This window comes from Dysgonomonas hofstadii (assembly GCF_014196915.1).
Classification (GTDB): Bacteria; Bacteroidota; Bacteroidia; order Bacteroidales; family Dysgonomonadaceae; genus Dysgonomonas; species Dysgonomonas hofstadii.
The window spans coordinates 236,765-262,509 of record NZ_JACIEP010000004.1; the positions used below are offsets into that span (position 1 = coordinate 236,765).

Consider the following 25,745-nt stretch of genomic DNA (forward strand, 5'->3'; position numbering starts at 1 on the left):
TAACGTTAATATTGATTTGATTGATTACTTTTTATTCACGGTTTTATGAAAACGTTATGATTGAATATAGAAAAAGACCCCTGCTTTAAATAGAGTTTTAGCTATTTAAAGTAAGGGTCTTTTGTATGTCTGTTATAAATGTTACTCTCTCTCTCTCTCTCTCTCTCTCTCTCTCTCTCTAACAAAATAGAGCTAACTGCCAAATTTTCAAAAGAAAAAATGGTAGAAAGCAATAATATATTTTGTGATTTTATTTGCATATTTTTTAATTATGTCCTATTTTGCCAAATTGTTTAAATATATAAGTACACAATTAAATCTCTGGGTATTTTCTTTCATGGTACTTATGGATTGTAACACAAATATCATAACAACTATTTTCATTTTGAGTATAAGATTTTACAAATATTGAGTTTTTGTTATGCAAACGATTGCGAAGTTTAAAATCAAAATGATGTTATTATCTGCTAATTTTCAATAGTTTACTATAATATTTCATTTTATTTGCATAATCTTATACCACAGATGAATTAGTATTTTATAAATTTGTACATTCTTTCAAAATTGACGTTAAAACAAATTTATATAGACAATTGTTAAATATTTGTCATTTGACTATTGATCCGCTGAATGCCCAATGCTATAGATAAGAAACAATAAATGATGGCAGATAGTTTAAAAAATATATAAAACAATCTATCTTTTATATGAGTAGTAAGAAAATAAAGGTGGTGTTAACAGTATTTTGTTTCATTCTGTTAACCGGATGTAAGAAGACCGAAGTTGATTATCCTATTGTCGAGGTCGAACCTGTAGCTGTAGACAATATTGAGATATATGGAGACTATGTAGGACTTATCAGAGCATCCCGTAGTGTAGAGATACATGCCCGGGTAGAAGGTTTCCTGGAGCGGATGACATTTAACGAAGGTAAAGAAGTCAGAGCTGGGGAAGCGTTATTTTATATAAATAACAAGCCTTATAAGGCCCGGGTAGAAAAAGCAAAAGCACAGCTGAAACGGGATGAAGCTCAAGAACTTAAAGCTGAAAGCGACCTTGCCCGTATCGAACCCCTTTATAATCAGAACGCCGCCAGCCGATTGGATCTTGATAATGCTGTTGCCGCGCTGAATATGTCGAAAGCGGATGTCGCTATGAGCAAAGCCGATCTGGAACAGGCAGAACTCGAACTCAGCTACACAGTGGTCAGGTCCCCGTTGTCGGGATATATAAGTGAGCGCTATGTAGATATCGGTACGCTGGTGGGAAATTCGAAATCTTTATTAGCCACAGTTGTTAAAAGGGATACCGTATTAGTGGATTTCAAGCTCACATCTCTCGATTATCTGCGTAGCCAGCGCAGGAATGTACATCTGGGAGAACAGGATTCTACCCGTTCATGGCAGCCAACGGTAGTAGTTACTTTGGCTGATAATACAATATATAATGAAAAAGGGATTGTGGACTTTGCTTCACCGCAAGTCGATCCCAAAACCGGAACTTTCGGGGTGCGTGCTGTCTTGCCTAATCCAAATCAGGTACTTCTTCCCGGACAATTTACCCGGGTAAAACTCTTATTAGATGTATTAGAGAATGCCGTAGTGGTTCCCCGTAAAGCTATCTCGATAGAAAAAGGAGGTGCATTTATCTTTGTGGTCCGTCCCGATAGTATAGTTGAAAAGAGATATATTGAAACAGGTCCCGAGCAAAACAATAAAATTGTGGTAACCAGAGGTCTGACTACCGATGAAAAAATAGTAGTTGAAGGTTATCAGAAACTGGCACATGGACAAAAGGTAATAGCCCGAAGCGAGGAAGAAGAAAAAAATATAGAAGAACAGGAAATAGCTAACGAACAAAAAGAGGAGGCTAAAAAATGAAGCCTGGATTTTTTATAGAAAGGCCTGTTTTATCTACGGTATTGTCTATACTGATAGTTATTATAGGTATCATTGGCTTATTCCTATTGCCAATAGAGCAATATCCGCAAATAACACCTCCTGTGGTAAAGATTAGCGCCTCATATCCGGGTGCGAATGCCACTACTGTGTCACAGGCCGTAGCCACTCCCATCGAACAGGAACTGAATGGTACACCGGGTATGATTTATATGGAATCGAGCAGTTCCAATTCCGGAGGATTGTCCATTACAGTTACATTCGATGTAAGTACTAACGCCGATCTGGCTGCTGTAGAAATACAGAATAGGGTAAAACTTGCAGAATCCCGCCTGCCTGCCGAGGTTTTGCAGAGTGGTATCTCTGTAGAAAAACAAGCTCCGGGACAGCTGATGACTATTGCCCTGACTTCGGATGATCCAAAATATGATGAAATATACCTAAGTAACTATGCTACTATAAACATACTGGATGTGATTCGCCGTATACCGGGCGTTGGACGGGTATCTAATGTCGGTAGTCGCTACTATGGTATGCAGATATGGGTATATCCCGACAGGCTTGCCAGTTTTGGTCTTACAGTTAAAGACCTGCAAGATGCACTGAAGGATCAAAATCGTGAATCAGCAGCCGGAGAGCTGGGAAAACAACCTATTGTAAATGTAGATGTGGCTATGCCGATCACTGCGCAGGGGCGTTTGTCTACAGTGGGTGAATTTGAAGATATTGTTGTAAAAGCAGACAGCGACGGTTCATTTATTCGTATGCGTGATGTCGCACGGGTTTCACTCGAAGCGTCATCCTATAATACAGAAAGCGGGCTGAATGGCAAATATGCCACTATGCTTAGTATCTATCTGCTCCCGGGAGCAAATGCGATGGAGGTTGCCGGGGAAGTAAAAGCTGCTATGGTGACCATTAAACAGGATTTCCCGGAAGGATTGGATTATTTGATTCCGTTCGATATGACTGAATATATCGGAGAGTCTATTCACGAGGTCTATAAGACACTTTTCGAAGCATTATTTCTCGTAATTGTGGTCGTATTCCTCTCTTTACAGAACTGGAGGGCGTCACTTATCCCGATAGTCGCCGTTCCGATATCACTGATAGGTACATTCGGATTTATGCTGGCGATGGGATTTTCACTGAATATGCTGACATTGCTAGGTCTTGTTCTATCTATCGGTATCGTTGTGGATGACGCCATTGTCGTCGTCGAAAACGTGGAGCGGATAATGGATGAGAAAAAGATCGGTGCACGTGAAGCGACCCATTTGGCGATGAACCAACTGGCGGGAGCATTGATTGCTACATCCCTAGTGTTAGCCGCAGTCTTTGTCCCTGTAAGTTTTCTCGATGGTATCACCGGATCGTTATACAGACAGTTTTCGGTAACGATTGTAGTTTCGGTTTTGATTTCAGCGGTTGTGGCGTTAACACTGAGTCCGGCCATGTGTGCGATAATTCTTCGTCCGTCAAAAGAAGAGAGTCAGAAGAATGCTGTCTTTCGTAAAATAAATGAATGGCTGAGCAAAGGAAATACTAAATATGCAAATATACTGATGAAAGTTATCAACAATCCACGCCGGATAATGGCAGGATTTGGTATGGTGCTCATCTTTATATTTGTTTTGAACAGGGTAGTGCCAAGTAGTTTTCTTCCGCAGGAAGATCAGGGCTATTTTACAGTGGAACTGGAAATGCCCGAGGGAACAACCCTGGAGCGTATGCGTACTGTTACCGGGAGGGCGATTGCCTATCTTGACAGCCATGATGCTGTACAATATGTACAGAATGTAACGGGTTCGAGTCCTCGTGTAGGGACGAATCAGGGACGTACTACCTTAACCGTTATCCTGAAATCATGGAAAGAAAGAAGTGTAGGTGTGGACGAAGTAATGCGCGACGTTCAAAAGGAATATTATAATTACCCTGAAATAAGAGCTTTTGTAAGCCGTCCGCCGGCCATTCCGGGATTAGGTTCGGCCGGAGGTGTGGAAATGAAATTACAGGCTCGTTCAGACGCTACATGGGACGATCTGGTGGTTGCAACTGATACATTTATGTATTATGCCAATAAATCGAAAGTGTTATCGAATGTGTCCTCGTCGCTTCAGCCGGAAATACCTCAGCTTTATTTCGATGTAGACCGTGATCAGGCCATGTTGCTGGGTGTTCCTATGTCTGATATATTCTCTACAATGAAAGCTTATCTGGGATCGGTATATGTCAACGATTTCAATATGTTTAACCGTATATACAAAGTCTATATACAGGCCGACCAGTCGTACAGAGCGACAGCTGACGATATAAACCTGTTTTATGTAAAGGCCGCTAATGGGAGCATGGTTCCACTCTCCGCTTTGGGTAAAACCAGTTATACAACAGGACCTGGTAATATTACCAGGTTCAATATGTACACTTCTGCTTCGATGTCGGTAACTCCATCTTCTGGTTACAGTTCGGGGCAGGCTATGGAGGAAATAGAAAAAATAACAAAAGAACACTTACCCGAAAATATAGGTGTTGCATGGAGTGGCTTGTCGTTTCAGGAACAAAAAGCCAGCGGGCAAACCGGAATTGTACTGGGGCTTGTATTCATGTTCGTATTTCTGTTTCTTGCAGCATTGTATGAGAGTTGGACAGTTCCTATATCTGTTATATTGTCGTTGCCGGTTGCTGCGTTAGGTGCATTTCTGGGAATCTGGATTCTGGGACTTGAGAGTGATGTTTATTTCCAGATTGGTCTGGTCACACTCATTGGGCTTGCGGCGAAGAATGCCATATTGATTGTCGAATTTGCTAAAATACAAGTAGATTCGGGTATGCAGCCCGTATTTGCAGCTATGCAGGCCGCCAAGCTCCGTTTCCGTCCCATCCTGATGACATCTCTGGCTTTTGTGTTGGGTATGTTGCCTATGGTAATCGCCTCAGGGCCAGGTTCAGCAAGCAGGCATTCAATTGGTACAGGTGTATTCTTTGGTATGATTGTTGCCGTTACAATAGGAATCATACTGGTTCCGTTCTTCTTTGTCATGGTTTATAAAGTGAAGAACCGGTTTAGAATACCGGAACTAAGGTTTCCGAAGGCATTAAGATTGAAAAGGATAATAAAAAGACGCTAAAAATGGCTAAGCTTAAATATATACTTGTATTGCTTGTCTTATTTTCTTCTTGTAAAATAGGGCAGAAATACAAACAGCCGGAAATGGATATACCCCGGGCTTTCGATTCTAGAGGTACTCTCGAAGGTGATGCTTCGGATATCGGATGGAGTACGTTATATACCGACACAGTACTGCAAGGTATGATAACAAATGCATTGGAATACAATAAGGATATGCTCGTTGCTGTTGCCCGTATAAAAGAGATGGCCGCTAAAAAACGGATAAGTTTCGCCAACCTGTTTCCCGAAATAGGCGGTGAAGTTGCAGGACAAAGAGAATACCTGAACTATAACGGAGATAAAAAGACATACGATCCGGAAGTAAGAGCAAATTTGAATGTAGGCTGGGAACTCGATATCTGGGGAAAACTGCGGTGGGCAAACGATGCTGCTATAGCAGCATATTTGCAGACTATTGAGGCTCAGCGGGCTTTACACCTGACAATTGTGGCGCAGGTTGCCCAGTCGTATTTTGAACTGAAAGCTCTCGACCGTGAATTGGAAATTGTTAAGCAAACACTGGAAGCCCGGCGTGAGGGGGTACGTTTCGCAAAATTGCGTTACGAAGGAGGTCTGACATCCGAAATACCTTATCGTCAGAGTCTAGTGGAGCTGGCCCGTACCGAGACGCTGATCCCTGCGCTTGAGAATGAAATGAAACTGAAAGAGAATGACTTATTTATTCTTGTCGGTGAATTTCCTATTGGCTCTATCCCCAGAGGGGAAGATATAGATCACCAGGAAGTACCTCAGAGTTTACCTGTAGATCTACCGTCCTCATTACTAAAACGTCGCCCAGATATGATTCAGGCAGAACAGAAGCTGATACAGGCAAACGCAGAAGTCGGTATAGCGCATACCGAAATGTTCCCGTCGTTGAGTTTGACTGGCCGGTTAGGTTTTGAAAATGAAGAGCTGACAGATTTCCTGAAAAGCCCTACATGGTTTATATCGGGGATACTGACAGGCCCGATATTCAATATGGGAAAGAACAAGGCAAAGCATAACGCAGCAAAAGCTGCGTATGAGCAGGAAGTTTATCGTTACGAAAAAGCGGTGCTTGAGGCGTTTAAGGAAGTAAATAATTCAATCAATACTTTTAATAAAATGAAGGAGGTATATCGCTCACAAGAAGCACTTTACAAATCGGCCAAATCGTATCACGAACTGGCAACGATACAATATGTGAATGGGGCGATCCGCTATATCGACCTGCTGGATGCCCAGCGCCAGTTGTTCGACGCAGAAATTGCATTGAATAACGCGACATTGAATGAACTGGTTTCGGTGGTAGCTTTATATAAAGCTCTCGGCGGCGGACTAACGAAATGAAAATATTATTGTTATATGTAATCAAAGGCATTCCGTTATGGATGCCTTTTTTATTGTAATTGTAGAAGTTTATCTATAAGTGGAGTAGTCAGGGGTGTTAAAGGAGTTAAATAGAAAGGAGGAGCGATCTTTGATAAAAATGCCATTTTTGTCATCTTTTAGTTAAAACTGTATGATACTGCCTTCCGAAAATTTATCATTCATTACTCATAACTTATAACTAATATCTATATTTGCATCATTAATTTTTTAAGGAATGAAGATATTGATACTTGGAGCCGGAAAAATGGGTTCCTTTTTTGCAGATGTACTTAGCTTCGAACACGAAGTAGCGGTTTTCGACATCGATCCCAAACGGTTGAGATTTGTTTACAATGTGGTAAGGATGAGCAAACCGGAAGAAATAAAGGATTTCGATCCGGAAATTGTGATCAATGCTGCCACACTGAAATATACAATTCAGGCTTTCGATGCAGTTCTGCCTTATCTGGGCAAGGAATGTATCCTGTCAGACATAGCATCGGTAAAAACAGGATTGAAAGAATATTACGAAAAATCAGGACATCCGTATGCATCCACTCACCCGATGTTTGGCCCTACATTCGCCAGTTTGAATGATTTGAGCAGAGAGAGTGCTATCGTTATCTCTGAATCGAACCACTGGGGAAAGATATTCTTCAAAGATTTGTATAATAGTCTGAAATTAAATGTATTCGAATATACTTTCGAAGAGCATGATGAAACGATTGCTTACTCGCTGTCCATTCCGTTTGCGTCCACGCTTGTTTTTGCATCGGTGATGAAGCATCAGGAAGCTCCGGGAACAACTTTCAAAAGGCATATGAATATCGCACGTGGACTATTATCGGAGGATGATTTCCTTCTGACTGAAATTCTCTTCAATCCATACACCCCGGGACAGGTGGAAAGTATCCGTAAAGAGCTTAAAAATCTGCTGGAAATAATAGAGAAAAAGGATAGTGCCGCAATGAAACAATTCCTTACCAAAGTAAGAGGAAATATAGCCGAAAAAAGCTAGACAGTATTATAATTGATTGATAGAAGAGCTGCATAGTGTCACTGTGTGGCCTTTTTCTTTCTGTACATTATCAGATTTAATACTACCGAGATTAGAATCAGGCTTTCGAAAGGAAAGCTAAAACGGGAGTTTGTTCCATAAGTAACAAAGGCTTGCAATAAGGAGGCAGTTAAAACAACCAGAGAAATAATAAACGGTGGCTCTACCTTCCTCTTTCGTATTCCTCTTATGATATTATATGGAATAAGCAGGACAAAGAGTATTTTTATCAACTGGAACAAAATCCGCTCTGCATAAGTAATATAAAGTACAGGCTGACCGGCTTCCGGTACAGCAAAATTATGAGGCTCCCAATAGAGTGAAGTCTTCCAGAAATCGCACCATGAGATAAAGACCTGTCCCAGGTAGCTCCCAGGATTTTTCTTTATTGTGGCTATGCTATAATCATAGAGCTTCTTTGACAAATCGGGAAATGATAATCCTGTATTTTCAGTCAGTTCAGGATAAGCCTCCCATATTGCCATGGATTCTTCTTTATCGGTCGTCCTGTTATCCCTGTATTTGGCATAAATATCTCCTATCTGCTGAAATTCGGGTGTTGTATTTTCGGCAAACGATACACAATTCTGAGCCAGATTGAATCCATAGAAAGTCGTTGATACAAAATATCCTGTATTTATTTTATTGACATACGACCAACCCAGAAAAGCTAAAAGAGGAAAAATGAAGATCAGAATGTATTTCAGCGATCTCTTTTTGAGCAAGAAAATGGCTAACAAAACAAAAGGTAAGAATATATAGAAAGGCTTTATCAGTACCAGGTAACTACAAAGTATAACCAGCCACACAAGCCGGTTCCTATCTCCTGCTATTTCCTGAAAAAAGAAGTAAAATATCAGGCTTATCACAAACAAAGACAGCGTTTCTGTAAGGACTGCCATTTCGAAAAAGACAGCGGGAATATAGGCGGTAAATATAAGTGTGACAGCTAAAGCCAATCCTTTTTCTTTTCCCAGAAGTAAGCATATCTTATACAATAGTACAAGGGCAACAATTCCCATAATCAGTTGCGGCAGAAGTATTCCCAAAGGAATAATCCCATGGCTCGATATAAAGGGTAAACTGCATAGCGCCAACAGAAAAGGATAACCGGGAGAGCGTTCACCTTCATAGCCTGACAAATCCAAATTGAGAAACCGCAAACCTAAAGACATATAGCCTTCACTGTCGGGATATGGAGTCATCTGTCCATACACCATGACTATTGTTATTCGGATAAAAACAGCCGTTATGACAATCGTTTTTACCGGATTGCCAACCATAGCCTGCCATATTTTATCTAAGGATCTCAATGTAAATTTATTTATTCAAAGGTAATGCTTTATAGTCCTATTTATATATAATTTACTTAATTTTGCCGTTAAATATAGGAACTTTATCTGTCATCAAAGATCACTGACTTTATCTATATTCAAAAAACAGTTTAGTCATTGAACTTTTTGTGATCTGTATGTTTATATGTATTATGATCCTTAACTTAAAACATAAGCACAATGTTTGATAACGAAAAAAGAGCATTTATTGCGATAAACGAAAATACAGAAGTTTGCCTGATATCTAAGATGGCAAACAGACACGGACTTATAACCGGTGCTACGGGTACAGGTAAGACCGTTACTTTACAAACTATGGCTGAAACATTCAGCGAAATGGGTATTCCTGTATTTGCCGCCGATATTAAAGGCGACCTTTCGGGTGTAGCTACCATTGGTGGAAATAAAGAGAGTGTAACTCAAAGGGTAGAATCCTATCATCTGGCAGATAAAGGATTCAAATTTCAGGCATTTCCTGTACAATTCTGGGATGTTTTCGGCGAGCAGGGTGTACCTGTCAGGGCTACTGTAGCCGATATGGGGCCGTTACTGCTAAGCCGCCTCTTATCTCTGAATGACACACAATCGGCCGTATTGACTATCATTTTCAAAATAGCGAAAGATCAGGAATTGGAAATTATAGACTTAAAAGACCTGCAAAAACTTCTGGAATATATTGGCAACAATTCCAACCAGTTCACAACCCAATATGGGAATATATCCACAGCGAGTATCGGGGCTATTCAACGTGGATTGATAACACTGGAACATGACGGAGCCGATCAGTTCTTTGGAGAACCAAACCTGAATATTAATGACCTGATGCAGACCGTAGGAGACAAAGGCGTTATAAATATTCTTGCGGCTGATAAGCTGATGAATTCCCCAAAGGTTTATACCACATTCCTTATGTGGCTGATGACAAAGTTGTTTGACGTAATGCCCGAAATCGGTGATCCCGATAAACCGAAAATGGTGTTTTTCTTTGATGAAGCTCATTTGTTATTTACTGACGCACCAAAAGCCTTATTGGAAAAAATAGAGCAGGTCGTTCGTCTTATACGTTCCAAAGGAATCGGCATTTACTTTATATCTCAAACTCCGGCTGATATACCTGATTCTGTACTCGGTCAGTTGGGTAACCGTGTGCAACATGCCCTACGGGCTTATACACCAAAAGACCAGAAGGCTGTGAAGGTCGCCGCACAGACATTCCGTGCCAATCCGGCATTCGATACGGAAACCGCAATATCTGAACTGGGAACAGGCGAAGCTCTTGTTTCTTTCCTTGATGAGAAGGGTAGGCCAAACCAGGTGGAGAGAGCATATATACTCCCTCCCGAAGGACAAATAGGCCCTTTAGATGCGGAGACAAGGAATAAAATGACTCAAAGTTCACTCCTATACCGTCATTATTCTCAGTTACAGGATCGTGAATCTGCCTATGAAAAGCTAAATGAGCGAATCCAAAACACTCCGAATGAAAAAGATCTGAAAGAACAGGCAAAAGCTGAAGCCCAAGCGAAAAAAGAGCAGGAGCGTATCCAAAAAGAACAAGATAGAGCCAGACGGGAACAGGAAAAACTGGATCAGAAAAAATCAACGGAAAATAAGCGTTTCTGGGGTAAGGTAATGTCTTCGGTTGTCGCTCCTCTTGCCAAACAGCTGATGAATTCATTTTTGAAAAAGAAGTAGAGTAATGAAAAGTGAAAAATGTAAGGTTTGTCAGTTTTTAGTTAAAAAACGAATGGCTATAAACAGGAAGCTAAAAGCTGATAAACTTGTAACATTTGCCTCGCCTTCGCTTCGGCGATCGCTGATTGTAACTTTTTAGTTAAAACTAATAGCTATCGGCTAATGACTAACAGCTAACAGCTAAAAAAAACAGATAAATACAGCATGCAACTATTAGAACCCCAACACTGGACTGATTACGAACTTATTGACTCGGGCGAATACGAAAAACTAGAACGGTTTGGCAGATATATACTCTGTCGTCCCGAACCTCAGGCCGTATGGAAGAAAACCCTGTCGGAAAAAGAGTGGGAAGATAAAGCCGATGCAACGTTTAAACGGGCTAAAGGGAAAAATAAACAGGACGATAATGATAAAGGGGAATGGACGTTAAAGAAAGGCATGCCCGACCAATGGTTTATCTCTTATCAATATAAGAAAATGAACCTAAAATTCCGTCTGGGTCTGACTGCTTTCAAACATGTGGGTATCTTCCCCGAGCAAGCCGAAAACTGGAATTATATATACGATACCATAACTGGATTTATGGTTGAAGATCCTAAGGTTCTGAATCTTTTTGCATACACGGGAGGAGCATCCATCGCTGCCAAAAGTGCAGGAGCAGACGTTACCCATGTGGATTCGGTGAAGCAGGTTATCACTTGGTCGCGCGAAAATATGGAAGCATCGGAGCTTGACAATATCCGCTGGATAGTAGAAGATGCTCTGAAATTCTGCCGCCGTGAAGTGAAAAGAGGTAAGAAATACAACGGGATTATCCTCGATCCTCCTGCTTACGGACGGGGCCCAGACGGGGAAAAATGGATTCTTGAAGAAAATATCGCGGAGATAATGGAGCTTTGTCACGATCTGCTTGAAGTCGAAGATGCTTTTCTTATCCTTAACCTGTATTCTATGGGATTTTCAGCCATTATAGCCGAAAATCTTATCAAAAGCTATTTTCCTGATAACAAAAACTGCGAATATGGAGAATTATTAATATCCGAACAATCCGGGAAACGCTTACCTCTCAGTATCTATGCCAGATTTAAAAGATAAAGATTTGGCGTTAAATTAACATAATAAAAATGAAGAGCTTCCCGAAAAAATACTAACTTTCACCCGAATTTGTAAATAAGTAACAGAAAATATTCAGTGATATATTTCATATTATAATCGACTTTAACTATTATACTACAAATGTAATAAAAGGGTTTACGACCTTAAATCATAACAAAAGCATAAACAACCCGTTATAATTACAATAGACATTTACAAAACAAAATAAACTAATTAAGCACATAATTATTATGAAAAAAGGACTAACCATTGTCGGAGTTATATTGCTGGTTATCATTGTAGCTATGCTGGCAATTCCATTTTTGTTTAAGGATAAGATAAAGACTGCGGTACTTGATGTAGCCAACGAACAACTGAATGCCAAAGTAGACATCGGGGACTTTGGTCTGAGTCTTTTCTCTAATTTTCCAAATGCTACATTATCACTTGAAAATACGACAGTTATAGGTATCGGGGATTTTGAGAATGATACGCTGGTACAGGCAAAATCGGGGAGTGTAACGATCGACCTGTTCAGCCTGTTTGGAGACAATTATAAAATATCGAAGATTAGTCTCGATAAGGCATCAGTATTCGCTCACGCTTTGGCAGACGGCAGGGTGAACTGGGATATTATGAAAGCTGACTCCACCTCAACAGTAACGACAGAAGAAAGTCCTTCGGCGTTTAACCTGAACCTGAAGAAAATATCCATAAATGATTGTAATGTTATCTATCAGGACGATTCGACTAAGATGAAGGTCATTCTGAATAAACTCAACGGAGAAGTATCAGGCGATTTTTCCGCCAGCGGAACAACTCTGAATATTGGTTCTACTATAGACGAGGTGTCATTCATAATGAGCGGTGTACCGTACCTGAATAAGGTAAAAGCTAAAGCTGATGCCAAATTGAACGCTAACTTCGATAATATGAAGTTCACCTTTACTGAAAGCAATTTGCAGATAAACGATCTGAAAGCTTCTATCGACGGTTGGTTTGCAATGATCGGCGAAGACTATGAAGGTATGGATTTCGATCTGAAGCTGAATGCTCCGGATACTCAGTTTAAAGATATATTGTCACTTGTGCCTGCAATGTATACTGCAGACTTCAAAGATGTGAAAACATCAGGAACTGCTTCTCTTGATGCTTATATCAAAGGATTAATGCAAGATGAAACATATCCCGCTTTTGATGTGAAAATAGCAGTGAAAGATGCTATGTTCCAGTATCCGTCATTACCCAAATCGGTGAATGATATAAACGTCGATGTCGCAATCAATAGTAAAGGTGGTGATCTGGATAATATGATCGTTGATATCAGTAAATTCGCGTTCAACCTGGGAGGTAATCCGTTTAGCGGAAATGTGAATATATCCACTCCGATGAGTGATATGAATGTGAAAGCATCTGCAAACGGGACTATCGACCTGGGAATGATAAAAGATGTTTATCCGTTGGAAAAAGGGACTGAGCTAAATGGAAAACTCACAGCTAACATGAGTATTGCCACCCGTATATCGGCTATTGAAAAAGAACAATACGAAAGTATTTCGGCTTCGGGGACGCTCAATCTGAGCAATATGGTATATAAAGCAGAGGATATGCCCGAAGTGTTGATAAATAATGCATCTATGGAATTCACACCGCGTTATGTAAACCTGCCTGCTCTGGATGTGAAGATCGGCAAGAACGATATTTCTGCCAGCGGACGACTGGAAAATTTCATAGCTTATGCGCTGAAAGACCAGACATTGAAGGGGCAGTTGAGCATCAAGTCAAATTATCTGAATGCGAATGACTTCATCAGTGAAGAGACCAGTACCGGATCTGAGGAAACAGCATCGTCTTCTACCGAAGACATTATCATTCCTAAAAACATAGATTTCGCCCTGAATGCAGCATTAAATCAGGTTGTTTACAGCAAGATCAATATAACCAATATGGCCGGGAATATGACTGTAAAAAACGGAATACTTACCCTGAATAATGTAAGCGCAAACGCACTGGGCGGCTCATGTAAAGTGACAGGGTCATACGATACATCAGATCCGGTAAAACCAAAAGTAGATTTCAATCTGGCGTTGTCGAACGTGTCTTTTGCCGAAACATTCAAGTCGGTGGAATCTGTTCAAAAGTTTGCTCCTATCTTCGAAAACTTGGTGGGTACATATTCTATGAATCTGAACTTCAATACATCATTGGGACAAACAATTATGCAAACATTGGCCGGACTGGTTGCTAACGGAAGCCTCCAAACAAGTAATATTAAGATAGAAAATGTAGCTGCATTATCAGCACTGTCTTCTGCATTGAAGACAGATGCCTTGAACTCAATTTCACCGAAAGACATCAATCTGCCGTTCTCTATCAATAACGGACAAATAACCACCAAGCCGTTCAGCCTGAATCTGGGAGATGGTGGTGTTATGAAGCTTGAAGGATCGACGGGACTGGACCAGTCTATCAACTACACAGGGAATGTAACACTTCCTAAATCTCTATCGAACAGTATTATCAACAATGTGCCTATCACTATTACGGGAACATTTACCAGTCCTAAGATCGGTGTAGATACAAAAGCACTTGTATCTGGTGCTGCGTCTTCTGCTATTAGTGATTTACTAGGCGGTGAAAAAGGTACAGATTTATCATCCACTATATCGGCCGAAAAGACCAAACAGATAGAGAAGATAAGGACAGAAGCTGATAATACAGCTAAGAAATTAGTGGAAGAAGCTGAAAAACAATCACAGTCTTTGGTTGAAAAGGCTGGAAGTAATACTTTGAAAAAGGTTGCCGCAGAAGCTGCCGGTAAGAAACTTGTTCAGGAAGCAGAAAAGCAAGCTCAGAATTTGAGGGATAAAGCAGAAGAACAAATAAAGAAGTTAGAGGCTGAATAAGAATTATATAGCAAGTATAGAAAAGTGTTCCAATATCAGATTGGAACACTTTTTTTTGTCCTTTATCTGATTTTCCGGATATACATTTATGGAATCTTCAAGTACAATACATCTATTTAACAAACGTAAGATTATTAACTTAATACAGATGGATCATGAAAACATACAGATTAGGAGTACTCATAACGATTGCAGCGATATTGCTGTCTTGTGGAACAAACAAGCAGCCGAAAGACGAACGTACAGATGGCATCTTGAGCGAAACCAGAATACCAGAGACAGAATCCGTCGCAGAGAATGTGCCTCCTCCACCTCCTCTTAAAATGGAAGATAATAAATCAAGGCAAGAGGAAGTCCGGATAAGCGTTGCCGATATACAAGGGACGGATGATAAACACGGAATAGATATCGCTGAACTGCGGGAATCTAAGATGATAGTGGTAGAGTCCGATGAAATGGTGGCTTATTCTATGGTGGTACCATCACCCCAATACGACAATCAACGAAATGAAGAATACAGTCAGTTTGCTGAGAATAAATTCCGGCTGGCGAAAGACGAACCGCTATCGACCTTCTCGGTAGATGTAGATGCCGCCTCGTACAGCAATATGCGCCGGTTTATCAACCGTGGAGAACTGCCATATAAGGATGCGGTAAGGATAGAAGAACTTATCAATTACTTCTCTTACAATTATCCCGAGCCATCGGGTAATGATCCGGTACGGATTACCACAGAAGTCGGTTCATGCCCATGGAACAACCAGAACCGTTTGGTAAGAATAGGGTTGAAAGCTCGTGACATGGCTTCTGATAATATGCCTGCGTCAAATTTTGTATTTCTTATCGATGTATCGGGCTCCATGTATGGCCCTACACGGCTTGATCTTGTGAAATCATCTTTAAAACTTCTGGTAAACAACCTCCGTGAAAAAGACCGTGTAGCCATAGTTGTATATTCCGGAGCGGCCGGAGAAGTACTGCCATCTACATCAGGAGCCGATAAGCAAAAAATAAAAGAAGCATTGGAAAGCCTTACTTCGGGAGGCTCTACAGCCGGAGGTGCTGGTATAAAATTAGCTTACAAAATTGCTAAACAGCATTTAATCAAAGGAGGAAACAACCGTATTATTCTTTGCACCGATGGTGACTTTAACGTAGGAGTATCTAGTAATGAGGGACTGCAACAAATGGTAGAAGAAGAGCGTAAAAGCGGGGTGTTCCTTTCGATCCTGGGCTATGGAATGGGTAACTACAAAGATAGTAAGATGCAAACGCTGGCTCAGGCCGGAAACGGGAATCATGCCTACATAGATAATTTACAGGAAGCAAATAAAGTATTGGTAAACGAATTCGGAGCCACCATGTATACCGTTGCAAAAGACGTGAAGCTGCAAATTGAGTTTAACCCGGAAAAAGTACAGGCTTACAGGCTGGTTGGTTATGAAACACGTTTGCTGAATAAAGAAGATTTCAATGATGATACCAAAGACGCCGGTGAAATGGGAGCCGGACATACAGTGACGGCTTTCTATGAAGTAGTTCCGGTGGGAGTAAAGAGCAACCAGATAGGCAGTGTCGATGCATTGAAATATCAGGAAGAAGGAGTACGGCCGGACAAGACATTAAAGAAGTTATCAAAATATCCTGATCTGTTAACCGTTAAACTAAGATACAAACAGCCGGACAGTGATACCAGCAAGAAAATAGAAGTACCGCTTATAGATAATAATAAAAATGATGTATCGGACGATTTCCGGTTTGCTTCGGCAGTGGCTATGTTCGGTCAGATATTGAAAAGCTCGCAATTCAAAGGCGAAGGGTCATACGATATAGCAATTGCTTTAGCAAAATCCGGTTATGGAAACGACCAGCAAGGTTACCGCCGCGAATTTGTACGATTGATAGAAACAACTAAGGGCTTGGCTAAAAACTGATAAAGATTTATTTTGCACTTGTTGTTTTTATTAACTACCGTTTACTTAATAGATAAAGAAATATAATTTATATTATCATTACCTCGTATCTTTATGAAATAATTACCTTTGCCAAATATTCGCAATCTAACAATTCTTAAAAAATAATGATATGAAAATGATAGATTTAATATCAGAAAATGAAAATTTCACCGCGGTTAATATTGGCAGACTGGATAACCTGATGGATTATTCTATCATTCATTTGAAAAGCCACAAAGAAGTAAAAGGCAAGGTATTTCTTAAAGATACAACAAAATCAACAGGTACAGAAATCTCTTTTCAAATATTACAGCCTAAAGCAGAATTGGGATATTTTCATACTCACATTCAGAATGAGGAGACATACATTATAATAAAAGGTACAGGTGAATTCCAGGTAGATGACCAGTGCTTTCCTATTGCCGAAGGAAGTGTTGTCAGAATTGCACCTGGAGGAAAGCGTAGTATGCGTAACTCTTCGGGTGAGCCGATGGTCTATATGGTGGTTCAGTCAAAAGCAGGTTCTTTAAGCCAGTATTCGATGGATGATGGCGAAAGAGTGGACTGCGAGCCTATATGGAAGTAATGTATTGTCATAACTTATATTTTTCTTAAATAAAAAAGACAAATTGTTTGTATTATTCAAAAAAGTATTACATTTGTACCCATATTTAGAAAACGACGATAGATTGATATGAATAATTTTTCATTTACATACTTTTTCTTTTTTTATTTTTACTTTAAAAGTAAGACAGGATTTTGTATGTAGAGGTTGTAAGAAAGAAATAAAACAATATGATATATAAAATCCTGTCTGATACGACAGGATTTTTTTTTGATACTAAAATAAGGATGAAGAAAGTAGCTATACAAGGAGGTTTAGGAGCCTATCACGGCATTGCGGCAGAAAACTATTTCGGAGAAGAAGTGGAAATCGTTCCATGTATCACATTCCGTGATATATTTTCCGCCATTCAAAAGGAGCCCAACACAATAGGCATTATGGCTATTGAAAATACTATTGCAGGTAGTTTACTTGGCAATTACGAGTTATTGAAAAACAATAAACTACCTATTGCCGGCGAATTTAAGCAGCGGATATCACATTGTCTGGCTGCACTTCCGGGAACATCTATACATGAGGTAAAGGAGGTAGAATCACATCCTATTGCCTTGATGCAGTGTACCAACTTCCTTGATACACTTCCCGGTGTAAGAATTATAGAGCATGAAGATACAGCTTTGGCTGCGAAAGATGTGGCAGACAAACATTTAACGGCTACAGCAGCGATTTGTAGTACACGGGCAGCTGAAATTTACGGATTGGATATATTAGCGAGAGGAATTGAGACAAATAAGCACAATTTTACTCGCTTTCTTATTTTTGGCAATCGCTGGGTAGTAGATGAACTGCAAAAAGAAGAGGTGATAAACAAGTCGTCTATTGTATTCACATTACCTCATACCGAGGGTAGCCTGTCGAAAGTTCTTTCTGTCTTGTCGTTTTATGGGATAAGTCTTACAAAGATACAATCGTTACCAATAATCGGAAGGGAGTGGGAATACCAGTTTTATGTGGATCTGAAATTCTCAGATCTGGATAGGTATCATCAATCTTTGGATGCTATCCGCCCTTTGATAAGCGAATTGAAAACATTAGGTGAATACCCCGAAGGGAGACAGAGTGAAATTTAGTTATGTGTTTAAATTATAAGTAAATTAATTAAAGGCTAATGGCTACCAGCTAAAAAATATGAAAGCAATACAACCGGCAGACCGCCTAAATACAGTAAGCGAATACTATTTCTCGAAGAAGTTAAGAGAAGTAGCAGAAATGAACGCAGCAGGTAAAAATGTTATCAGTTTAGGGGTGGGAAGCCCCGATCTTCCACCTTCCGAAGAAACAATAAATACGCTGGGAGAAACTGCTAAAAACAGTAATGCACATGGCTACCAGGTTCATGTCGGAATTCCGGAGCTGAGAAAATCTTTTGCCGCATTCTATAAACGATGGTATAATGTCGATCTTGATCCTGCAAAGGAGATACAGCCCTTGATTGGTTCAAAGGAAGGGATTCTGCATATTTCACTGGCGTTTCTCAATCCGGGCGATGGCGTATTGGTTCCTAACCCGGGCTATCCGACTTATACATCTGTCAGCAGGTTGGTAGGAGCTGAAATCTGTTCTTACGATCTGGATGAAAACAACAACTGGCAACCGGATTTCGAAGCTTTAGAAAAGATGGATCTATCCAAAGTGAAATTGATGTGGGTAAATTATCCGAATATGCCAACCGGAGCCAATGGTAGTATTGAGTTATTTGAAAAGCTTGTTGCTTTTGGTAAAAAACATGGAATAATTATCGCTCATGATAATCCCTATAGCCTTATTCTGAACGAGAATCCGATAAGTATTTTGCAGGTGGAAGGGGCAAAGGATATTTGTATAGAACTCAATTCGATGAGCAAATCTCACAATATGCCCGGATGGCGTATAGGACTTGTGGCTTCTAATGCACAATTTATCCAATGGATACTAAAAGTCCTGAGCAATATTGAAAGTGGCATATTAAAGCCTATGCAGCAGGCTGCTGTCACAGCTCTTGATAATTCAGACGAATGGCATAGGAGAAACAATATAGAATTATATGCAAATCGTCGCCGGTATGCTGAAGCTATTATAGACGAATTAGGTTGTACTTACGATAAAAATCAGGTGGGTATGTTTCTCTGGGGAAAAATTTCTGCCAATTATTCAAGTAGTGAAGAATTGGCCGATAAAATATTATACAATGCCAATGTATTCCTGACTCCCGGATTTATTTTCGGCAGCAAAGGGGAAGGATATATCCGCATATCGCTTTGTTGTAACGAAAATATGTTGAGAGAAGCTTTAGAAAGGATAAAAAAGATATCACAATAAATAATATTATAAATATGAAACTGGAATCGATTTTACTACCGGGCATCGACCCGAAACGCCCGCTTGTAATAGCAGGACCATGCAGTGCTGAGACAGAAGAGCAGGTAATGAACACAGCCCGTCAATTGGCTGATAATGGGATAAAAATACTTCGTGCAGGTATCTGGAAACCGCGTACCAAACCCGGAGGATTTGAAGGGGTAGGGAGTGAAGGCCTTGCCTGGCTGAAAAAGGTTAAGCAGGAAACAGGAATGTATGTTTCTACTGAAGTAGCTACTCAAAAACATGTTTATGAAGCATTGAAATATGGTGTGGATCTGTTGTGGATCGGTGCACGTACTACTGCAAACCCTTTTGCCGTACAGGAAATTGCGGAAGCATTGCAAGGTGTGGATATTCCTGTATTAGTGAAAAATCCGGTGAATCCTGATCTTGAATTGTGGATCGGAGCTTTGGAGCGTTTGAGCAATGTCGGATTAACTAAGTTGGGAGCGATACACAGAGGTTTTAGTTCATACGATAAAAAAATATACCGCAATCTCCCTCAATGGCATATCCCTATCGAGCTAAAACGCCGTTACCCTGATTTGCCGATTATTTGCGATCCGAGTCATATAGGCGGGAAACGCGATCTTATTCAGCCACTATCACAGCAGGCAATGGACCTGAACTATGAAGGTCTGATTATAGAAACACATTGTAATCCGGACGAGGCTTGGAGTGATGCATCACAACAGGTAACTCCTGCCCGTCTGAAAGAAATTCTGGCTGCCCTTATAATACGTGATGCTAAGCAGTCTACGGAAGATCTTTCTGATCTTCGCCGTCAGATAGACGAAATAGACGATCAATTACTCGAACTATTGGCTAAGCGTATGCGTGTGTCGTGCGAAATAGGTACATTTAAGAAGGAGCATAATATGACTATTGTTCAGACTGACCGGTATGATGAAATATTAAGTAAGCGTATTTCCCAGGCTGAAGGAATGGATATGAATCCTGAGTTTATGCGTGTTGTTTTGGAAGCTATACACGATGAATCTGTAAGGCAACAGATCGTGATAATGAATAAATAAACAGAAAGTCGTTACAAAAAAGGTTGAAGTATTATCTTCAACCTTTTTTGCTATTTTTTGATCCACAATTCTGTTATTTCAAAATCCAGTCCGTTTAGCGGATTGTATGTGAGTGCTGCGGGATTGGTGTAATAAACGGTTCCGGAAAATGTTATAATTAAACCATCTATCTGGTATTCTTCGGGTAATGTGCACGCATTGTAACAATTATCTTTATCTTCCAGATATACGGATAAAACAGTATTCGTTTCTTTATCCTTATAGAGAACGACCATTCCCAGCCTTTTATCGATCATCTCTTTTGGCTCGTTATCTGTTATGCATTTTAGCGATTCTTTAAGTTCAACCTTTGTAAATCCTTCTACAATGTCATTATCACTGCAAGATGTAAAGTTGAATATCGCTAAAAGACAAAAAATAAAGAATAATGCGTTTCTCATCTCAATAAACAGTTTTGTGTTTTTTAGGCTTTATCTATGTATAATAGATGCATTTAACTTAAAAAATGTTGCATGATAAAAAATAAAATCTGCCCGGAATGGACAGATTTTATGCAAATGTATATTTATTCTTTTCTTACCAGATATCAGCGCGTTTTTCTTTAGGTAGATACAGAGAATCTTTTTCTGTTATGTTGAAAGCTTTATACCATCCGTCGATATGTGGTAATGCTCCATTTACACGCCATTTACCGAGTGAGTGAGGGTCAGTTTTTGTGCGGCGGAGTATTTCCTCGTCACGTATATGTCCGGCCCATACACCAGCGTAAGATAAGAAGAAACGTTGCTCAGGAGTATATCCGTCTATCTTTTTACTTTTTTTGGCCTCTTCTGTTTTTTCGAATGCATTGAAAGATATTTGCAATCCTCCGAAGTCACCAATATTTTCACCCAGTGTAAATACTCCGTTGGCAAATGTTCCCGGAAGCACTTCTATAGCATTGAAATGATTTACCAATACCTGCGCTCTTTCATTGAATTTCTTAGAATCATCGGCTGTCCACCAGTCGGCAAGATTTCCATCCTTATCGTACTTACTGCCCTGATCATCGAATCCGTGAGACATTTCATGTCCGATCACTACCCCAATAGCACCGTAGTTTACAGCATCGTCAGCATCCAGATAGAAGAATGGTGGTTGCAGGATTCCGGCAGGGAAACAGATCTCGTTAGTAGTTGGATTGTAATATGCATTTACCATTTGCGGAGGCATAAACCACTCCGATTTATCTACCGGGTTGTTTACTTTTTTCAGCATTTCATCGTAATGGAACTCATTTGCACGAACAATGTTTGCCCAATAACTGTCTACTCTTTTGATAACAAGAGGAGAATAATCTCTCCATTTGTCAGGATAACCGATCTTTACATTGAACGCATTCAGCTTTTCCTGAGCTTTTAGTTTTGTTTCGTTACTCATCCATGTAAGGTTGGAGATGCGTTCTCCAAGCGTTACTTGTAGATTTTTAACCAGTTTCAGCATCCTTTCCTTGGCTTCGGCAGGGAAATATTTTTCCACATACATTTGCCCGACCGCTTCGCTCAATGACCCATCTACTGTATTTACCGTACGTTTCCAACGAGGTTGTATTACTTTACGGCCACTCAGTTGTTTACCGTAAAAATCGAAGTTTGCATCGACAAAGTCATCGCTTAATTCAGTTGCGGCACTGTTTATCACACACCATGAAAGATATGCTTTCGTATCATCCATACTTAGTGAATGGATAAGTTTTACGGCTGTAACAATAGGTTCTATCTGTGAAACATTCAGTTCTTTCAGGTCGCTTATACCTACGGCTTTGAAGAGTGCATCCCATTCGAATGGTGTAACTGATTTATTCAGGTCTTCAACCTTTATTTTATGATAATTCAATTCTGGTATTCTGGCTTTTTCTTTTGTAAAATGATCTTTAGCCAGAGATGTTTCTATTTTAAGAACGGCATCTGCCGCTTTTGTAGCATCTTCCTGAGAGTAACCCGCATTGGTAAATTGTTTTACGATCAGGTCATAATATCCCTTTCTCAGTTTTACAGAAGTAGAATCTTCTGCCAGATAATAATCACGCTCGCCTAACCCTAAACCACTTTGGTAAAGATGCACAATATTCATTGAGCTGTTTTTATCATCTGCTCCGACATATAATCCAAAGAAAGGATTATTGGCATATCTGCGTATTTTCCCCGTCAGCGTAATTATATCTGCCAGGGTAGATGCTTTTTTAATTTCATCCAGTTGTGGCTGTATTGGTTTTGCCCCGTCGGTATTAAGCTTCACACTATCCATTCCGATGGCATAGAGATCTCCAATTTTTTGACCGATAGAACCGTTTCCATGTTTAGTTTTTCCGAGTTCTTCTATCAGGCCTTTTATCTGTTCCTGGTTGTTTTCGGCTAACTGGTCGAATGATCCGTACCGGGCATATTCATCCTTCATTGGATTGGCTCTTGCCCATCCGCCAGTAGCATACTGATAAAAATCGTTACCCAAGACAGCTGTTGTATCCAGATTGGCAATGTCAAATTTTTTCACTTCCTGCGTTTTTTGATCGTTTGTTTTGTCTTTGCAGCTGATAGAAGCAAAGGCGAGAACTGCGATTGGTAAATAGTAAATTGTTCTCATGTGTTGATATATTTTAAGTGAATTAGTTTTCTATATATGTGCGTATCTGTTCTACCCAAACTTTATATCCTTCCTCATTCAGGTGTAAGCCGTCGGTGTGATATTGTTCATTCATTTTACGTTTTCCTGAGAGGAAGGCCGGATATAGGTTTATAAATGTGATATTCTCTTTTTTGCAGAATTTTTGAATTTCCTTATTCAGTTTCTCTATCTGTTTTTCTTTTCCCAGCATTCTTTTGTATTGGTTATTGTCATTGTTGATTGGCAACAGACTTTGTACGTATATCCGGGTGTCGGGTGATCCTGCCTTTACCTGATAAACAATCGATTTGATACCTGTCAGTATTTTGTCATTATCCCTACCAAGCGATATGTCGTTTGTTCCTGCCATCATAAAAAACTTTTCGGGACGGGCTTCGATTACTTCATATAATCTGTTGAGCATCCCCAGTGTATTATCTCCGGCAATACCTCTGTTAGCCGGATTTTGAGAAGGAAAATATTCATTCCATTTTCCGGCTTGCGTCAGGCTGTTGCCGAAGAATACAATTTGTCCTTTTTTCAAAGGATTAGCTTTAAAATGTGCCATCCTGTCGATGTAAGTCTTATTTTCCAGAATATTCTCAATGATTTCCTGGCTCATTATATTCATTGAAAATATTAACAAAGACATTAATAAAATAGTTCTCATGATTAATTATTTAGGTTATCCAGTTCCATAGTTAATTCCTCCCAACGGGCCATATTGCCTTCTACTTCCTTTATCAATTTGCTGTGTTTCTCGAACAAACCGGCATCGCTAGCTCCTTCGGGAGTTGCCATTTTAGTTTCTATATAGGATTTTTCTTTTTCCTTCTCTTCTATTTCTTTCTCAATATCAGATATTTGCTTTTCCAGACGTTTTATCTGGCGGTTCAGTTCTTTGCGTTCTTCGTAAGATAATTTACTGTCGGAAGAAGTTTCGGTATTTTTTGCAGATTCTGACTTTGATGTAGTATTTGAGGTTGAAACTTCAAGCTCGCGCAGGCTGTCCATCTTCTTATTTTGAAGGAACTCGTAAATGCCACCGAGATGTTCTTTCACCTGCTGATTACCGAATTCATATACTTTATCTACAAGGCCGTTAAGAAAATCACGGTCATGGGATACAATAATCGCCGTGCCATCAAAATCCTTTATCGCTTTTTTCAGTACATCTTTCGACCTCATATCGAGGTGGTTTGTTGGCTCATCGAGAATAAGCAGATTGACAGGTTCCAGCAACAGACGTATCATAGCCAAACGGCTGCGCTCACCTCCAGAAAGCACTTTTACTTTCTTATCTGAAGCCTCTCCTCCAAACATAAATGCCCCGAGTATATCCCGTATTTTAGTACGGATATCACCTACAGCGACATAGTCGATGGTTTCAAATACTGTAAGGTTTTCATTCAGCATCTGTGCCTGGTTCTGGGCGAAGTATCCTATTTTTACATTATGTCCCAATTCCAGTTTCCCTTTGAAGTCGATCTCACCCATGATACATTTCACAAGGGTAGATTTACCTTCACCGTTCTTCCCGACAAAAGCCACTTTGTCACCCCTGTTGATAGTCAGTGTCACATCTTTAAAAATAAGATGATCGCCGTAACTTTTCTCTACGTTTTCAGCTATTACAGGATAAGAACCTGATCGTGGGGCAGGAGGGAACTTCAGATTAAGTGCTGAATTATCTTCATCGTCGACTTCAATCCGTTCGATCCTGTCGAGCTGTTTGATGCGGGATTGTACCTGCACGGCTTTTGTCGCTTTATAGCGGAACCGTTCTATAAATTCCTCGGTCTTTTGTATTTGTTTTTGCTGGTTCTCAAAGGCCCGCATCTGCTGTTCACGGTATTCTTTACGAAGCTCAACATATTTGGAGTAGGGGACTTTATAATCATAGATGCGCCCTAATGAGATTTCGATAGTCCGTTGGGTAACAGCATCGAGAAAAGCCCTGTCGTGTGAAACCAGCAATACCGCATTTGCCCTTGTAGACAGAAATGTTTCGAGCCATTGAATCGATTCTATGTCCAGGTGGTTTGTTGGCTCATCGAGGAGTAAAACATCGGGACGTTGCAATAAGAGCTTTGCCAGTTCGATACGCATGCGCCACCCTCCACTGAATTCGCTTGTCGGACGACTGAAATCCGTTCGCTTGAATCCGAGGCCTATCAATGTTTTTTCTACTTCTGCCTGAAAATTACCGCCTCCCGACATCATAAACTGTTCTTGCAGATAGGTTGATTTTTCAATCAGGTTATGATATTCTTCCGACTCATAATCAGTCCTTTCGGCAAGTTGGGTGTTTAAGTATTCTATCTGCTTTTCCATTTCGCTGATGTGGGCAAATGCAAGCGAAGCTTCTTCCAATACGGTATTCCCGTCATTGAGAGTCATATGTTGGGGCAGATAACCTATGGTAATATCTTTGGGTAAGGATACATTTCCACGGGTAGGTTGTTGCAGTCCTGCAAATATTTTCAACATAGTGGATTTGCCTGCACCGTTTTTCCCGACCAGCGCTATTCTTTCTTTCTTGTTTAATACGAATGATATATCGTCGAAGAGGGTAAATCCTCCAAATTCAACTGTTAGTCCTTCTACAGAGATCACTTTATAATTTTATTAAAATACA

17 protein-coding genes are annotated in these 25,745 nt (G+C 40.1%); 12 read left to right on the plus strand and 5 right to left on the minus strand.

Annotation, left to right across the window (positions count from 1 at the left end; genetic code table 11):
- The first annotated feature begins 707 nt into the window (after positions 1-707).
- The 4 genes from GGR21_RS06955 to GGR21_RS06970 all read left to right on the plus strand — a co-directional run bounded on the left by GGR21_RS06955 (position 708) and on the right by GGR21_RS06970 (position 7,438).
- The gene (locus GGR21_RS06955; RefSeq protein ID WP_183306480.1) at positions 708-1,880 is read left to right on the plus strand and encodes an efflux RND transporter periplasmic adaptor subunit; all 1,173 of its coding nucleotides are present in this window, start codon (positions 708-710) and stop codon (positions 1,878-1,880) included.
- A complete protein-coding gene (locus GGR21_RS06960; RefSeq protein ID WP_183306481.1) occupies positions 1,877-5,026 on the plus strand; it encodes an efflux RND transporter permease subunit in 3,150 nt (1,049 codons plus the stop codon). Before GGR21_RS06955 ends, GGR21_RS06960 begins: the two co-directional genes overlap by 4 nt.
- A 2-nt stretch (positions 5,027-5,028) precedes the next feature.
- Positions 5,029-6,399: an efflux transporter outer membrane subunit gene (locus tag GGR21_RS06965; RefSeq protein ID WP_183306482.1), complete on the plus strand. Its 1,371-nt coding sequence runs from the start codon at positions 5,029-5,031 to the stop codon at positions 6,397-6,399.
- Between the two features lie 256 nt (positions 6,400-6,655).
- Complete coding sequence (locus GGR21_RS06970) at positions 6,656-7,438, plus strand: prephenate dehydrogenase/arogenate dehydrogenase family protein (RefSeq protein ID WP_183306483.1); 783 nt, start codon at positions 6,656-6,658, stop codon at positions 7,436-7,438.
- 38 nt (positions 7,439-7,476) lie between these two features.
- Here the strand turns inward: GGR21_RS06970 and GGR21_RS06975 are convergent, their stop codons facing one another.
- Positions 7,477-8,790 (minus strand): ArnT family glycosyltransferase, encoded by a 1,314-nt coding sequence (locus tag GGR21_RS06975; protein WP_246348013.1) that lies wholly within the window; start codon positions 8,788-8,790, stop codon positions 7,477-7,479.
- 201 nt (positions 8,791-8,991) lie between these two features.
- Here GGR21_RS06975 and GGR21_RS06980 point away from each other — a divergent pair, with 201 nt between their 5' ends.
- The 8 genes from GGR21_RS06980 (at position 8,992) to GGR21_RS07015 (ending at position 20,464) form a co-directional block, all read left to right on the plus strand.
- Positions 8,992-10,506 (plus strand): helicase HerA-like domain-containing protein, encoded by a 1,515-nt coding sequence (locus GGR21_RS06980; protein WP_183306484.1) that lies wholly within the window; start codon positions 8,992-8,994, stop codon positions 10,504-10,506.
- 204 nt (positions 10,507-10,710) lie between these two features.
- The gene (locus GGR21_RS06985; RefSeq protein WP_183306485.1) at positions 10,711-11,604 is read left to right on the plus strand and encodes a class I SAM-dependent methyltransferase; all 894 of its coding nucleotides are present in this window, start codon (positions 10,711-10,713) and stop codon (positions 11,602-11,604) included.
- A 251-nt stretch (positions 11,605-11,855) separates the two neighbouring features.
- The gene (locus GGR21_RS06990; RefSeq protein ID WP_183306486.1) at positions 11,856-14,510 is read left to right on the plus strand and encodes an AsmA family protein; all 2,655 of its coding nucleotides are present in this window, start codon (positions 11,856-11,858) and stop codon (positions 14,508-14,510) included.
- Positions 14,511-14,665: 155 nt separating this feature from the next.
- Entirely contained in the window at positions 14,666-16,444 is a 1,779-nt protein-coding gene (locus GGR21_RS06995; RefSeq protein WP_183306487.1) for a vWA domain-containing protein, read from the plus strand.
- A gap of 151 nt (positions 16,445-16,595) precedes the next feature.
- A complete protein-coding gene (locus tag GGR21_RS07000) occupies positions 16,596-17,051 on the plus strand; it encodes a cupin domain-containing protein (protein ID WP_183306488.1) in 456 nt (151 codons plus the stop codon).
- A 266-nt stretch (positions 17,052-17,317) separates the two neighbouring features.
- Positions 17,318-18,160, plus strand: coding sequence for a prephenate dehydratase (locus tag GGR21_RS07005; RefSeq protein WP_183306581.1), 843 nt, complete (start codon positions 17,318-17,320; stop codon positions 18,158-18,160).
- A 58-nt stretch (positions 18,161-18,218) separates the two neighbouring features.
- Positions 18,219-19,388, plus strand: coding sequence for a pyridoxal phosphate-dependent aminotransferase (locus GGR21_RS07010; protein WP_183306489.1), 1,170 nt, complete (start codon positions 18,219-18,221; stop codon positions 19,386-19,388).
- Positions 19,389-19,402: 14 nt separating this feature from the next.
- Positions 19,403-20,464, plus strand: coding sequence for a bifunctional 3-deoxy-7-phosphoheptulonate synthase/chorismate mutase type II (locus GGR21_RS07015; protein ID WP_183306490.1), 1,062 nt, complete (start codon positions 19,403-19,405; stop codon positions 20,462-20,464).
- 50 nt (positions 20,465-20,514) lie between these two features.
- Here the strand turns inward: GGR21_RS07015 and GGR21_RS07020 are convergent, their stop codons facing one another.
- The 4 genes from GGR21_RS07020 to GGR21_RS07035 form a co-directional block, all read right to left on the minus strand.
- Positions 20,515-20,904, minus strand: coding sequence for a hypothetical protein (locus GGR21_RS07020; protein ID WP_183306491.1), 390 nt, complete (start codon positions 20,902-20,904; stop codon positions 20,515-20,517).
- 136 nt (positions 20,905-21,040) lie between these two features.
- Complete coding sequence (locus tag GGR21_RS07025; protein ID WP_183306492.1) at positions 21,041-23,086, minus strand: M13 family metallopeptidase; 2,046 nt, start codon at positions 23,084-23,086, stop codon at positions 21,041-21,043.
- Positions 23,087-23,108: 22 nt separating this feature from the next.
- Positions 23,109-23,777 (minus strand): GDSL-type esterase/lipase family protein, encoded by a 669-nt coding sequence (locus GGR21_RS07030; RefSeq protein WP_183306493.1) that lies wholly within the window; start codon positions 23,775-23,777, stop codon positions 23,109-23,111.
- 2 nt (positions 23,778-23,779) lie between these two features.
- Entirely contained in the window at positions 23,780-25,723 is a 1,944-nt protein-coding gene (locus tag GGR21_RS07035) for an ABC-F family ATP-binding cassette domain-containing protein (RefSeq protein ID WP_183306494.1), read from the minus strand.
- Positions 25,724-25,745: the final 22 nt, after the last annotated feature.